This is a genomic window from Tomitella fengzijianii (assembly GCF_007559025.1).
In the GTDB taxonomy this organism is placed as follows: Bacteria; Actinomycetota; Actinomycetes; order Mycobacteriales; family Mycobacteriaceae; genus Tomitella; species Tomitella fengzijianii.
Window position 1 is genome coordinate 3,564,321 of the sequence record NZ_CP041765.1, and the last position, 13,594, is coordinate 3,577,914.

The window sequence follows — 13,594 nt, forward strand, 5'->3', positions numbered from 1 at the left end:
GAGCCCCGATCCGTGCACCGGTCACCGTTCCGTCAATCCAGCAGGTTCGCTTTCAACTCAGCAGGTGCGCAGTCAACCCAGCAGCTTGGCCTTCGCCGTGGCGAACTCCTCGTCGGTGAGCGCGCCGGCCTCGCGCAGGCGCTGCAGTTGCTGCAGCTGGCCGACCAGGTCGTCGCCTGGTTCCGGCACCGCCCGCGCGGCCTGCTGCGGCGGATACTGGGCTTGCTGCTGGTGCTGGGCCTGCTGGTACTGCTGTTGCTCGTACGCCTGTTCCTGCTGCTGCGTGTAGGCCTGCTGCTCGGCCGACCGCTGCGCGGACCTCCTGTTGACGGCATTCGACGTCGCCTGCGCCGTCCCCGCCACCACTGCGGTGCGAGCGACAGTGCCCAGCAGCCCCGGTCGCCCCACCCTTCCGCCGCGGAACCCGCCGCGCCGGACACCTCCACCTCTGAAGACCATGATCGATACTCCTTCACTCCGCCGCGCGCACCGCGCGCGCCAGCACGTCACGCGGGACCTGGATGTGCAGGGCGACTTCGCCGCCCTGTTCGCGGACCTGACCGGCCAACCGGCGCGCCCAGGTCTCCTCGTACACGATGAGCGCCGCAGAGGTGCCCGGCTGCAGGGATTCCTGCACGACCTCGAGGTCCTCGTCGCTGATCAGCGCCCGCGCCTCCAACGACAGACCGCCGAGTCCCGCGTCGTCCAGGTTCTCGTCGACGTCGATCTGGGTCAGCACCCCGTGCTCGTCCCGCGCGAGGTAGACGAGGTCCAGCAGGGTCACGTATCCGCGATCGACGATCGCCTGGATCTCCGCCACCGTCGCCGGGTCGATGCGTGTACCGGGAAACGTGAGGACGACGAGTTCCACCGGACCGAGGTCCGGCATGGAATCCGTCACCGGCATCGCTTCCGTCATGGGATCCTCCTTTCCGCTGCACAACCGGTCACTTTCGTCCTCCTCGATTATCGGCGCGCCCACCATGCGCGGCGACGGGTTCGCGCGCTTTCACGCCGATTCACCCGGATCGGGTGAGCGCCCCTCGCCCACGGCCGGCGCCGTGCCGGCGATCCCGGGTTCCTCGCCGAACGCCCGGTACTGCTCCTCCTTCGACGGCCCGCCGGAGATCATCCCCGACAACCAGCGCGTCGACGGATCGATGTCCAGCAGCAACGCCTTGACGAACAGCGTCAGCGGGATGGCGAGCAGCGCGCCCAACGGGCCCAGCACCCATGACCAGAACACGAGAGACACGAACGTCAACGTCACGGACAGGCCCACGGCGTCGCCGACGAACTTCGGCTGGATCACCGACTGCAGGATCAGGTTGATGACGCTGTACACGACGATGACCAGCAGCATCATCTCCGGCCCGCTCTCGAGCAGCGCCAGCACTGCGGGCGGGACCAGCCCGATGACGAATCCGATGTTGGGAATGTAGTTGGTGATGAACGACAGCAACGCCCACAGGATCGGCAGCGGAACGCCCATGGCCCACAACGCGAAACCGTCCAGCACCGCGACGATGAGCCCGAACACCGTCGAGACCAGAAGGTAGCTGCGCACCCCGGCCGCGAAGGACGCCAACCCCTCGATGACGTGCGGGCGCACGCGTGCGGCGTCCCTCATGCGGTCGGGGAAGCCGGCGGCGTCGACGGCCATGAACAGCATCAGCGCCAGGATGAACACCAGGTGCGAGCCCGCTCCCAGGAGCCCGCGCACCAGGTCGACCACCAGGTGCATAAGCCGTTCCGGGTCGATGGAGGCCACCAGGCCCTGCACCTGCCCCGCGTCGATGCCCCAGCCGACGAGCAGATCACGCACCCCGGACAACAGGTCCTGCGCCTTGTCCGCGTAGTCGGGCAGGATCGTCACCAGCTGCTCGATCGAGACCGCCAACGCGAGCACGAGTCCCAGCAGAATGGCGTAGGCGACGACGATCGCGGCCAGCATCGCCAGCCAGCCCGGGGCCCGCCTGGCGCGCAGCCACACCTGCACCGGGCCCACTGCGATGGTGATCATGAGAGCCAGCGCGGTGGGGGCGAGAACGCTCGCGAACGCCTTCATCCCCGCGACGGCGACGACGGCCGCGGCCACGCTGAGCAGGACGATCAGCCCCCGCGGCAACGGCCAGCGGGGAGAGCCCGCGTCCCCGTCGACCACGCCCCCGGAGTTCGCATCCCCCGCGCCCGCGTCCCCGGCACTCACAGTCATACTGTTCACGGTGGCCCACCGGGGCCTGCCGCGGATCATCCGCCGCGGATGAGAACCCGCGGCAGGCGCGTGCGCGGACGCATCGGCGGGAACACCAGGCTGAGCGCCGCCGCCAGCGTGAAGTAGCTACGCAGCACCCGGAAACACAGGTATGCCGGGACGTACCGGAGCGCCCGGGGCGACCAGAGCAGGCAGACGAACACGGTCATGATCAGCGGCATGCCCAGCACCGTGGCCACCACCGGCTGCCACTGCAGCTCCGTGAACGTAGCCCGGAACCCGGCGAACGCGATGACCGCGAACAGCAGCAGCGGCGCCAGCATCGCGCGGCGCGCCGCGTTGACCAGCTGGAACGGCAGCACGAACGCCCCGGTCATCGACCTGCGGTCCAGCAGCGAGCCCCGGTTGTGCGCGGCGATGTGGTAGATGCTGCGGAACCAGCGGGTGCGCTGCTCGCGCAGGTGCGCGTAGGTCCGCGGGGTCTCGCTGTAGTACACGGCCTTCGGGTCGGCCACGGTGTAGAACCCGGCGGAGCCGAGCCGGATGCAGATGTCGGTGTCCTCCCCGTTCATGCCCTGGACCATCCCCCCCACCGCCACGACGGCGCTGCGCCGGTAGATCGCGAACATGCCGGGAACACCGAGCACCCCGCGGTAACCGTCCAGCGAAACCTGAAAGAACCCGTGCCGCAGGTACACCTCCACCAGGCGCACCTTGTCGATCCACGTCTTCTCCTCCGCGGGCAACGGCATCCCGCCCACCGACCCCACGCGCGGATCCGCGAAGTGCGACATAGCGGTGCGGATGCATCCCGGACCGATCACCGTGTCCGCGTCGATGCGGACGACGAACTCCTCGGAGATCCTGGCGATCCCCAGGTTCAGCGCCACCGCCTTGCCGGGCGTCGGGCACTTCAGCACCTCGCCGGTGATCGTTGCGCAGGCCGCGATGGCGCGCTCGGCGGCGCCGGTGGTCCCGTCCGTCGAGGCGTTGTCGACGACGTAGAGGCGGACGGTTCCCCTGTAGCTCTCCGCGGCCCGGTCCACGGCGGCGATCGTGTCGGCGATGTCGTGCGCCTCGTTGTGCGCGGGCACGAGCACGGCGACGGGCGGCGCGAAGCGGGCCCGGCGTGACCGCCTCACCGCGCGCCACCCGAACAGTGCCGTCGACGCTGCGAACACCTGCTGGACCAGGAAGACGCCCGGGCCGATGCCGCCGAGCAGGGCCCACTGCCGCAGGTCGACGACGGCGCGGAAGAACACCTCGACGGCGACGACCGCGGCGATGACGGCCACGACGAGGCAGAGCACGAGGCACACGTACGCGCCTGCCGGCGTGTACGGCGAGGTGGCGCTCGTGTCCCTGGACGGCAGCCGCGCCTGCCGCAGGATGGTGTGCGGCAGGATCGCCAGGGCGACCAGTGCCGACGCCAACTGCTGGGCGAACGGTGGCAGGCTCACGAGCTGCACGCTGTGCAACAGCCAGGCGAGCACGTCGAATCCGATGCTGACCGCCGCGAACTTGCCGATCAGCGACGCGCCGATCCACAGGCGCCGCCACCCGTTGGTGTAGGCGTACGCGGCGTAGGTCACGAAGAACACGACGACGAACAGCCGGGTCGGCACGGCCACGTCGCCCCGGTCCTCGCCGAGGAGGATGAGGTCGTGCTTGTCGGTGACGCCGGTGTGCACCAGGTAGGTCATCACCAGCATCGCCACGATGCACAGCCCCGCGAAGGTGACGAGGAACCCGTTGGCGGCGCTCGGCGGGCGGTTGACCGAGATGCCCGCGGGAGCGCTGTCGACCGAGCGGAAGTGGTCGCTGATCGCGGTCGGCGCGGCCCCGCCCGGCCCGGCGGTCATCGCGGCGGCGCCGCTCGCGGGGCGCCGCCGTCGACCACCGCACCGGCCGCATCCAAGGTGAACCCGCCCCCGGCGGTGACGACGGCCGTGCATTCATCGCCGAACCCGGGGGCCGTGTACGCACCCGTCTCCCCGAAAGGCTCGATCCCCAGCCCCCGGGCGCCGGACGCACCGGTGGCGCACTGCACCATCACGCCGCCGGCGGGCGCCGTCAGGTCCAGCATGGGGCCGTCACCCGCGGTGAGCCGCCCGTCGGAGACACGCGCAGGCGTGTCGATCCCGGGCGCGGAGCCGACGAGGATGAACGGTTCCCGGGCCGCGGGCGGGGCGCCCCAGAAGAAAGGCGGCGTGTAGTCCGCGGGCACGAACCGGGCGAGGATCGGCACGACGGACGTCAGCATCGCGTTCATCTCACCCGGGATCGGATTCGTGGCGGACGGAACCACCGCTGCATGCGGATCGTTCACGTAGACGGTGAAACCGGGCGCGAGGGCGCCTGGCACCCCGGTGAGTCCCGTGCCGGGATCCGCGCCGAGCGTGAGCGCAGACGGTCCGAGCAGCTGGAACGGGTACGAGGTGACCCGTACGTCGCATCCGCCCAGATCCCTGTCGCGCTGCACCGTCAGCACCACCTCGTTGTCCAGCCGCTGGCCCCCTGGCGGCAGCGGGATGTCGATCGGACCCCCGTCCCGCTGCAATCGCCGGCTGTCGACGAGGTTCCCGTTGACCAGGGTGTCGAGCACCCACACGACGTCGTCAGGCGTGGCGGGCACGCTGAAATCCACGTGCACACCGTCCGGCAGCCGCCCGCCGGGCAGGTCGGCCGTCGAGTAGCGCACCCGCCAGCTGTGCTCCTCGCGCACCTGCACCACCGCGTCGTCGGCGCCCAGCCCGTACAGCCCCACCGCGTCGCCCGACGGTCCCGTGGTCGCTACCGCCCGCGGATCGGTATGCGGCGCGTCGCCGGACACCACAGCCGGGCTCGTAAGGTACTGCGCGAGAACATCGCCCCGCGGCTGGACGACCGCGAGCAGCGGCGTGCCGTCGACGGTGCCGACCGTCAGCCCCGCGCCCGCGTCGCGTTCTTCAGCGTCTCCCACGTCTCCCGCGTCCAGCCCGTACTCGGCGGACAGGGCGCCGGGCGGGCCGATCAGTACGGAGTCCTCGCGATCCGAGTCCGGCACGGCGTCGGCGTACGCGACGTCGTGGCCGGCCTGGGTCAGTGCAAGTCCCACCTGCGCCGCCGTCGTCCTCCACTCGTCGGAACCGTCCGCCGTCACCAGCGTCATATCGTGGTCCCACGCGGAGACCGCGTCCCGCACCGTGTGCACCGGCTCGTCCAGCGCGGCCTCGACGAGCGTGCCGCCGTCGAGGTGCACCCGCATCCCGGCCGAGTGGTCGGGCATGCACACGCCCTCGTGCAGGGCGCCCTGCACGCTCACACGTACCCGCACCGTCCCGTCGGCGGCAAGCGATTCCGGCACCGGCACCACCTCGTCCAGGTCGTGCTCTCCGGAGGGCAGCTGCGCCTTGTACACCTGGCTGCCGTCGACAGCGACAGTGAGGAACACGGTGCTGGCATCGGCGATCTGCGTCGTCCCCGACATCCGGATCTGCGTCTTCTCCCGCCCGGAGTCGACGGGCAGGGAGACGGCGAACGTCGACGACGATGCGTCGTCGGTCAGCCGCACGCCATCCTCGTATCCCAGGCCGCCGAGCGTCTTGCTGAAATGCCTGTCGGGCGGGACGTTCAGCGCAGTCGGATCGGCCGGCTCGGTGAACCAGACCGGCCGTGCGATGAGGAACCCCGCGAGCACGACGCACGCGATGCCGAGCACCCACCACGCCGAGCGCGGCGCCCGGCGCCCCCGCTCGCCCGGGAAATACTCTTCGTCCGACGGCTTCCCGTTGTCCGAAACCTCGCCGGGCTCACCGGAGCCTTCCGGGTGATCGCCACCCGGCCGTTCGCCACCGTCCTCAGCCATGCGCCGCCACCGCACTCACCGAGCGTCGCCGACGATTCCAGTACGACGTGCAGGGGATCCGGGCGGGGTCGACCCGGTCGATGTGCTTGTGCGCCACCTCCACCGCGTCCTTCAGCAGAGCCGTGGAGAGGAGCGTCGGTTCGAGCCCCAGCCCCAGCAGCTGGTCGTTGCGCACCTGCAGCTCGTTCTGGTCCGCCTCCGCACGGGGGTTGTCCACCAGGTCGATCCCGGCGCCGGTCTCCGCCTGGATCATCCGCGCCAGGTCGATGACCCGGTGCACCTCCGTCATCTGGTTCATCACCCGCACGCGGCCGGACACGCGGCCGCCCGACTCCACCGCCAGACGCACGCAGCGGACGGAGTCCCGGATGCTGATGAACGCGCGGGTCTGACCGCCCGTCCCGTGCACGGTCAGCGGGTGGCCGACGGCCGCCTCCACCACGAACCGGTTGAGCACCGTGCCGTAGTCGCCGTCGTAGTCGAATCTGTTGACCAGGCGCGGGTCCCGCGCAGTCTCCTCGGTCTGCGTGCCCCACACGATCCCCTGGTGCAGATCGGTGACGCGGACCCCGTCGTTCTGCGCGTAGAACTGGAAGAGCAGCTGGTCGAGGGACTTCGTCAAGTGGTAGACGCTGCCGGGACGGGTTGGGTACAGCACCTCGGCGCTGTGCACGTCACCGTGCCGGTCGGGGTAGTTGACCGTGAGGTACCCCTCCGGCAGGTCCAGCGGTATCGAGTCGTACCCGTAGACGCCCATGGTGCCCAAGTGCACCAGGTGCGTGTCCCGCCCGACCTCCGTCATCGCTGCCAGCAGGTTGTGGGTGGCGTTGATGTTGTTGTCCACGGTGTAGCGCTTATGCCGCGGCGACTTCATCGAGAACGGCGCGGACCGTTGCTCCGCGAAGTGCACGACAGCGTCCGGACGCAGATCCGCCAGTAGGCCGACAAGGCGCTCGTAGTCGCGCGCGACGTCGAGTTCGACGAATCCGATTCCCTCGCCCGTCACCTCGCGCCACGCACGCAGCCTCTCAGTCGTCGACGCGATCGGCGTGAGAGATCGGACGCCCAGCTCCTCGTCGATGCGCCGCCGCACCAGGCTGTCGACGATCGTCACCTCGTGTCCGTGCGCCGAGAGGTGCAGTGCGCTGGGCCAGCCGCAGAACCCGTCGCCGCCGAGAACCATCACCCGCATGTCGCTCTCCCGTCCGAATGCCGCTGCGGCCGCCGGTACCGTCGTCGGTCCTACGGCGTGACGATCGCGAAGTCCGGATCGGGCGAGTCGAGGTAGCCGACGAGCTCGGCCAGCTTCCCTGCGTCGCCCTCGGCCGTCACGCGCCCGTCCGCGACCATCTGTTCCAGATCCCCGCCGCCGACGACCGCGGCGATCAGGTCGGCCCGGGTCAACGTGAACGCCGCGTCCGGCGCCGGCAACACCGCGCCCGCCTCGACGTCGAAGTGAACCAGCAGGCCGTTGCGCAGTTCCGTGCGGTGCACCCCGCCGGAGTCGGTCAACCGCCAGTCGATGGCCACGCGCGCGTCCCATGCCCGCGGGCCGTCGATACGCAGCGCGGCCGCGTCGAAGACCTGCTCCACGCTGAGAGCGCCGGCGATGTCCGGCGACGCCGTCTGAGTCGGGGTGCCGACGGGCCCGTTGCGCAGCTCATAGGCGCCCATCAGGAAGAAGTTGCGCCACGTGCCGTTCTCGGAGCCGAAGCCGAGCTGCTCGAGCGTGTCCGCCTGCAGCGCCTTCGCCTCCGCGTTGCCCGGGTCGGCGAAGACGACGTAGTTGAGCACCTGGGCGACCCACCGGAAGTCGCCCGCTTCGAAGGACTCGCGCGCCTTGGCGATCACCGCGTCGGTCCCGCCCATGAACTCCACGTGCCTCTTGGCCGATTCGACCGGCGGATGCTGCCACAGCGAGGACGGGTTGCCGTCGAACCAGCCCATGTAGCGCTGATAGATCGCCTTCACATTGTGGCTCACCGACCCGTAGTAGCCGTGGGTGTGCCACGCCTGCTCGATCGCGGGCGGCAGCACGAGTTCCTCTGCGATTTCCATCCCCGTGGCGCCCTTGTTGAGCGCACGCAGCGTCTGGTCGTGCAGGTAGCCGTAGAGGTCGCGTTGCAGCGACAGGAACTCGGTGAGCCGCTCGGTGCCCCAGGTGGGCCAATGGTGCGAGGCGAAGACGACGTCGGACCGTCCCGCGAAGGCGTTGATCGACTCGGTGAGGTACTTCGACCACACGTGCGGGTCGCGGACCAGCGCCCCGCGCAGCGTGAGCAGGTTGTGGAGCGTGTGCGTGGCGTTCTCCGCCATGCACAGCGCGCGCCGGGCGGGGAAGTAGAAGTTCATCTCCGACGGCGCCTCGGTGCCCGGCGTCAGCTGGAACTCGATCTCTACGCCGTCGACCGTCTCGGTCTGCCCGGTGCGGCCGATGTGCACGGTGGGCGGGATCAGCGTCGGCGTGCCCGTGGACGTGGTGGGCCCCAGACCGGCACCGATGCTGCCCACCGGGCCGCGAGGCAGCGCGGCGCCGTACATGTAGGCCGCCCGGCGCGCCATCGCCGTTCCCGCATAGACGTTCTCCGCCACCGCGTGCTCGACGAAGCCCACCGGCGCGAGGATCGGACAACGGCCCGCCGCCACGTCCTTGTCCGTCGTGACCCCCTTGACACCGCCGAAGTGGTCGATGTGCGAATGCGTGTAGATGACCCCGGTGACCGGCCGCTCTCCCCGGTGCCGGCGGTACAGCTCCAGTCCGGCGGCGGCGGTCTCCGCGGAGATCAGCGGGTCGATCACCACCACGCCGGCGTCGCCTTCGACCAACGTCATGTTCGACAGGTCCAGGCCGCGCACCTGGTAGATGCCGTCGGTGACCTCGTAGAGGCCCTGCATCGCGCACAGCCGGGACTGCCGCCACAGGCTCGGGTGCACGGAATCCGGGCACTCTTCCTCGAGGAAGGCGAACCCGTCGCCGTCCCACACCGTCTTCCCCGCCGCATCCGTCACCACGCCGGGCTCCAGCGCGCCGAGGAACCCGCGCTGCGCATCGGCGAAATCCTGCTCGTCCGTGAAGGGCAGATCCTGCATCGCCTGCCCGTTCTGGGTCTTCACCGTGGCACTCACATCCGCTTGAGACACTGCGACGTCCTTTCGCCATCTGCCGACCATCCCGGACTGCGCCTACGAGCGTGGATCATGCAGGATGCCGCGACGTCACCCGGCGCGGGTGAAACCGACCGCCGAGCTTTAAGAAAGCAGGCCGATTCCACGCGCCGAGGCGACAGCGTCGCGCCGCGAGGAGACGTCGAGCTTGCGGTAGATGCTGCGCAGATGCGTCTTCACCGTGTTCACCGAGACGTACAGCGAACCGGCGATCTCCTCGGTGGTCCGCATCGACGGCAGTTCGACGAGCAACTCCAGCTCGCGCGGCGTGAGCAGCACGGTGCACCCCGCTCCGGCACGGCCGAGCCTTTCGAGCACCAGCTGCGCGAATCCGTCCCGGTGCCCGTAGCGTCCGAGCCCCTCCGCGAGCAGCCGCGCCGCCGCGGGGCCCCCGTCTCGGAACGGGCGGACGAGAGTGTCCGGCATTGCCTTATCCAGCGCCTGCGTCATGGCCTGGTGCGCCCCCGCGGCGTCGCCGTCGTCGGCGGCAAGCGCGGCGGCCAGGACCAGCGCGTCGACGGGCACCCGGCGGGTCAGCCCCGGAGCCCCGTCCCGCAGCGCCGAGTCGAGCCGTGCGCGCGCCGCGGCATGGCGCCCCCGCTGCAGCTGCATCCCGGTGTGCACCAGGACCGCCTCCATCGTCCCGGGGACGAGCTGCTCGACGCGCGCGACGCTCTCCGCCGCCCAGTTGAGTTCCCCCACCCGTAAGGCCGTGCGCAGCTGAATCAGAAGCGCGTAACCGGTGGCGCGCAAAGGCATCCGCGACCAGTCCACCGTGCGCACCACCTCATGCAGCTCCAGCGCCGCCTGGTAGGGACGCTCGGCGCCGTCGAGCTCGATCACGGCCCGGATGCCGCGGGTCAGCCCCGCCAGCGCCGGAGGCGTGCCCGGGCCGGTGGCACGCACCGCCGCGGCGATCCGCTCCTCCGCCGCGCCGAACTCGCACCGCTGATACGCCACCCATGCGGCCACCACGTGCGCCGTCACCGCCGCCGGGTCGTCCAGAAGTCCCTTGGCGCGCGCGTATTCGAGGGCGGCGCCGCTGCGGCGGTCCATCGCGACGACGGTGTCCGCGGCCACCGCGGCCATCGCCAACGCCGACAGCGCGGCCAGCGCCACCCGCCCGGCCCCCGCGACCCGCGCCACCGCGTCGGCCCGCTCGAGCTCGGCCGTCGCCCGGGTCAGGTCGCCGCGGATCAGCAGCAACCACCCCTGGCACAGCAGCCGCTGCGCGTCGATGAGCCCGTGGCCGTCGGAGCCGGATCCGGGCACCGGCGGCGGAGAGGCGACCTCGAACGCCGCGCCGCTCCACAGCGCGCGCTGCAACCGGATCGAATCCGCGATCGCTCGAACCGTGGGGGAGGCGTCGTCCTCCGCGAACCTCTCAAGGGCCACGTCTGCCGCCGTGGCGTCGCCGCAATCCAGTTGCGCGGCCGCCTGTGCCAGCACCGCGCCGGGCAACACCACCGTCTCCGCCGGCAGCGTGGCGATGAACGCGAGCAGCGCGGGCGCGTGCCCGTCCGCCACCGCGCCGGCACCCTCTCTCGCCAGCATGTCCGACAGCCGCGCTGCTGTGAATCCGGCCGTCGCCGCGTGCTCGAGCGCCCGCAGGTGCGCGCCCTCCGCGATGAACCAGTCGACCGCGCGGGCGTGGATTGCGGCGCGCACCGCATAGGGTTGTCGGACCAGCTCGGCCACAAGGTAACTCCGCATAAGCGGGTGGTATCGGAAACCGGGCTCGGGCCCTTCTTGCCGGGTGACCATGCAATTGCGGCGGGCGAGCTGGTCGAGCATTCGGCCGGCGTCCGGCTGCCCGCTCAGGGCTTCGGCGCAGCGCACGGAGAAGTGCTCCTCGTGCGCGGTGGCCAGCAGGACACTCCGCACGTCCTCCGGCAGCGCGGCGAGGATCTCGTCCGTCAGATAGTCTGCGACGGTGCGGGTGTCGCCGGAGAACTCCGCGAGCCGAGCGCCGATGTCGTCGCACCCGGCCAGCATCACCGCTGCCATGCGCACGCCCGCCGCCCATCCCCCGGTGCGGGTCATGAGCAGGTCGAGATCGCCTGATTCGAGCGTCAGCGCATGCTGGGCAAGGATCTCCCGGGCTTCGGCGTGTGTGAAGGCGAGGTCGCCGGAGTCCAGCGCAACCAGGGTGCCGTCGAGATGCAGGCGGTGCAGGCCGATCGCGGACTGGAATCGCCCGGACAGCACCAGCGTCACCCGCTCCGGCAGGAACCGGCCCGCGTGGACGAGAAGGTCGAGCGCCGCACGCTCGTGGAGCTGCTGGACGTCGTCGACCACGACGAACAGGTGACCTGCCACGCGGCGCGCGGCTCCGGCGATCGCTGAGACGACATCCTCCGGCGCCGACCCGGCGCGGCGCGCGTCCATCCCGCCGAGCACGGCGCACAGTTCGTCGGCGAGGACGTGCGGGTCGTTGTCCGCCGGCACCAGCGTCAACCACGCCGTGTACTCGGACCGCTCGACAGCACCCGCCGCCCACTGCGCCAGCGCCGCGGTCTTACCCGCGCCCGCGGGCGCCGTCACGCTCACCACCGCCGGCCTGCGCGCCGAGTCTCGGGACGCGAGCGCCTCCTCCACCCGGCTGCGGGGGATGAGACCGCAGCCGAACGACGGCGGGCGCGCGCGTGCGGCAATCCGTTCCGGCACCGCAGAATCACGTACGGCCTCGACTCCGGGCGAAGTATGCATATCCACCCCCGACGGTGAACGATCGTGCCCAGATCGTTACACGAATGTGCCGCGCGCGTCATACGTTCGGATCAAATTCGGGGCCGGCCCGTCGTGCCTGGCGCCACCGACGGCAGCTGCCGGACCTCGATGATCTCGAACGCCATCGTGTCCAGGCGCGCCATGATGCTGCGCAGCTGACTCTGGTCGACGATCGTGCCGAAAAGCGACGTCGTACCGCGCGCCCTGGAGTACTCGGCGACGAGCTCCGGGAAGGCCGATGCTGCTCGGTCCGACATCCGGGCCCGAACGACGAACACGTACTCCACGCCGATCACCTCTTGCACCATCGGAAGGTATTCCACTGCAATGAAAGAATGCCGGAAGCACGGCGGCGCGCCATCACCCGCACAGGATGATCCCGTTCCGGCGCCGCCCGCCCACACTGCAAGCACGAGCCGGTCCCGGCACCGGCGACGCAGAGCCGTGACGAATCCACGCGGCGACCGACGGAGGCGGGCAGTCATGGGTGGAACAATCGGCGATCTGCTCCCCTTCGCCATCGGGATCGCACTCTCACCGGTGCCGATCATCGCGGTCGTACTCATGCTGCTCGCCCCCGACGCGAGGAACACCGGCGTCACCTTCGCGGCGGGATGGTCGGTGGGCATCGTCGCGGTCGCCGCCATCACCTCCGCGATCTCCGCTGCCGGCGGCGCCTCCGCCACCGATGGCCCGTCCACCGGGTCCGCGGTGGCCCGGCTCGTGGTGGGACTGCTCCTGCTCGCGCTCGCCGGCAGGCAGTGGCAGAGCCGCTCATCGCAATCCGAGCCGAAATGGCTCGCCTCGATCGACAAGCTGACGCCGGCGCGGGGCGGCCTCATCGGGTTCGGGCTGGCCGCGGTGAACCCCAAGAACCTGCTCCTGTGTATCGCGGCGGGGATCGCGGTGGGCTCGGCGGGGATCGGTCTGGGGCCGAGCATCGTCGCGCTCGCTGTTTTCACCGTGCTCGCCGCAGCATCGGTCGTCGTCCCGGTCCTGGGCTTCCTGCTCGCCGCAGACCGGCTCCGCAGGCCGCTCGACCGGTTTCGGGAATGGATCCAGGCCAGCAGCGCTCAGGTTACCTTCGCGTTGTTGCTCGTGTTCGGCACCTTGCTCATCGGCAAGGGCATCGGCGGCCTGACGTAGGACGGGCACCGACAGGCACCCAGGCGCAGCGCCTGCCGTCCCTACTCGACCTTCCCTCTGCGTCTCTTGCGCATGGTCAGGACCCCGGTGAGCCAGCCGACGGCGAACACCAGGATGAGCGTCAACCAGAGCGGGGCGCTGACGGTGACCCCGAAGAAGCTGATCGAGGTGGTGTCGCGATTCATCAGCACGAAGATGATCGCCAAGATCGCCAGCACAACGGCGATCCACTGCGTGAAGGAGAGCCGGGACAGGAACGAACTCCTGTCGGATACTGCGCGCTCACTCATGACAGGTACCCCGATCGTCCGGCGGAATCGAACCATGCTCAAGCTGCCGTCACTGTAAGCCGGACCGGTCCGTGCACGGCACCCCCGACGCCACTTACGCAGCCGATTCACCCGCGACGGATGAGGACCGGGGGTCTGCCGCCACAGCACTATGAGCATGGTGGCCCAGCACACCGATCCGCGGCCACTCCCGCATCACCG

11 protein-coding genes are annotated in these 13,594 nt (G+C 70.4%); 1 reads left to right on the plus strand and 10 read right to left on the minus strand.

From position 1 onward, the window contains the following. Positions 1–72: 72 nt before the first annotated feature. From FO059_RS16160 to FO059_RS16200, 9 genes are all read right to left on the minus strand, one after another. Positions 73–459: an SHOCT domain-containing protein gene (locus FO059_RS16160; protein ID WP_143909980.1), complete on the minus strand. Its 387-nt coding sequence runs from the start codon at positions 457–459 to the stop codon at positions 73–75. A gap of 13 nt (positions 460–472) precedes the next feature. After that, entirely contained in the window at positions 473–919 is a 447-nt protein-coding gene (locus tag FO059_RS16165) for a DUF6325 family protein (protein WP_233266666.1), read from the minus strand. A 90-nt stretch (positions 920–1,009) separates the two neighbouring features. Beyond that, a complete protein-coding gene (locus FO059_RS16170; protein WP_143909981.1) occupies positions 1,010–2,215 on the minus strand; it encodes an AI-2E family transporter in 1,206 nt (401 codons plus the stop codon). 35 nt (positions 2,216–2,250) lie between these two features. Continuing rightward, complete coding sequence (locus FO059_RS16175; RefSeq protein WP_143909982.1) at positions 2,251–4,077, minus strand: glycosyltransferase; 1,827 nt, start codon at positions 4,075–4,077, stop codon at positions 2,251–2,253. After that, positions 4,074–6,062, minus strand: coding sequence for a hypothetical protein (locus FO059_RS16180; protein WP_143909983.1), 1,989 nt, complete (start codon positions 6,060–6,062; stop codon positions 4,074–4,076). Before FO059_RS16180 ends, FO059_RS16175 begins: the two co-directional genes overlap by 4 nt. Beyond that, a complete protein-coding gene (locus FO059_RS16185) occupies positions 6,055–7,254 on the minus strand; it encodes an NAD-dependent epimerase/dehydratase family protein (RefSeq protein WP_143909984.1) in 1,200 nt (399 codons plus the stop codon). Before FO059_RS16185 ends, FO059_RS16180 begins: the two co-directional genes overlap by 8 nt. Positions 7,255–7,304: 50 nt before the next feature. Next, positions 7,305–9,152 (minus strand): alkyl/aryl-sulfatase, encoded by a 1,848-nt coding sequence (locus FO059_RS16190; protein ID WP_233266693.1) that lies wholly within the window; start codon positions 9,150–9,152, stop codon positions 7,305–7,307. A 159-nt stretch (positions 9,153–9,311) separates the two neighbouring features. Next, positions 9,312–11,894 carry a LuxR C-terminal-related transcriptional regulator gene (locus tag FO059_RS16195; protein ID WP_143909986.1) on the minus strand — a complete coding sequence of 861 codons (2,583 nt, stop codon included), beginning with the start codon at positions 11,892–11,894 and terminating at the stop codon, positions 9,312–9,314. 113 nt (positions 11,895–12,007) lie between these two features. Continuing rightward, positions 12,008–12,265 carry a hypothetical protein gene (locus FO059_RS16200; protein ID WP_143909987.1) on the minus strand — a complete coding sequence of 86 codons (258 nt, stop codon included), beginning with the start codon at positions 12,263–12,265 and terminating at the stop codon, positions 12,008–12,010. Between the two features lie 175 nt (positions 12,266–12,440). On the opposite strand from FO059_RS16200, the gene FO059_RS16205 reads away from it, so the two are divergent. Beyond that, positions 12,441–13,103, plus strand: coding sequence for a GAP family protein (locus FO059_RS16205; protein WP_143909988.1), 663 nt, complete (start codon positions 12,441–12,443; stop codon positions 13,101–13,103). A gap of 41 nt (positions 13,104–13,144) precedes the next feature. Here FO059_RS16205 and FO059_RS18570 read toward each other — a convergent pair whose 3' ends face one another. Next, entirely contained in the window at positions 13,145–13,393 is a 249-nt protein-coding gene (locus FO059_RS18570) for a LapA family protein (RefSeq protein ID WP_199256966.1), read from the minus strand. Between the last annotated feature and the right edge of the window lie 201 nt (positions 13,394–13,594).

Bases quoted from the DNA above. Each gene is read 5' to 3' on its own strand.
- FO059_RS16200 (WP_143909987.1), bottom strand. From the start codon at position 12,265: ATGGTGCAAGAGGTGATCGGCGTGGAGTACGTGTTCGTCGTTCGGGCC.
- FO059_RS16170 (WP_143909981.1), bottom strand. From the start codon at position 2,215: ATGACTGTGAGTGCCGGGGACGCGGGCGCGGGGGATGCGAACTCCGGG.
- FO059_RS16190 (WP_233266693.1), bottom strand. From the start codon at position 9,152: ATGCAGGATCTGCCCTTCACGGACGAGCAGGATTTCGCCGATGCGCAG.
- FO059_RS16185 (WP_143909984.1), bottom strand. From the start codon at position 7,254: ATGCGGGTGATGGTTCTCGGCGGCGACGGGTTCTGCGGCTGGCCCAGC.
- FO059_RS16175 (WP_143909982.1), bottom strand. From the start codon at position 4,077: ATGACCGCCGGGCCGGGCGGGGCCGCGCCGACCGCGATCAGCGACCAC.
- FO059_RS16205 (WP_143909988.1), top strand. From the start codon at position 12,441: ATGGGTGGAACAATCGGCGATCTGCTCCCCTTCGCCATCGGGATCGCA.
- FO059_RS16180 (WP_143909983.1), bottom strand. From the start codon at position 6,062: ATGGCTGAGGACGGTGGCGAACGGCCGGGTGGCGATCACCCGGAAGGC.
- FO059_RS18570 (WP_199256966.1), bottom strand. From the start codon at position 13,393: ATGAGTGAGCGCGCAGTATCCGACAGGAGTTCGTTCCTGTCCCGGCTC.
- FO059_RS16165 (WP_233266666.1), bottom strand. From the start codon at position 919: ATGACGGAAGCGATGCCGGTGACGGATTCCATGCCGGACCTCGGTCCG.
- FO059_RS16160 (WP_143909980.1), bottom strand. From the start codon at position 459: ATGGTCTTCAGAGGTGGAGGTGTCCGGCGCGGCGGGTTCCGCGGCGGA.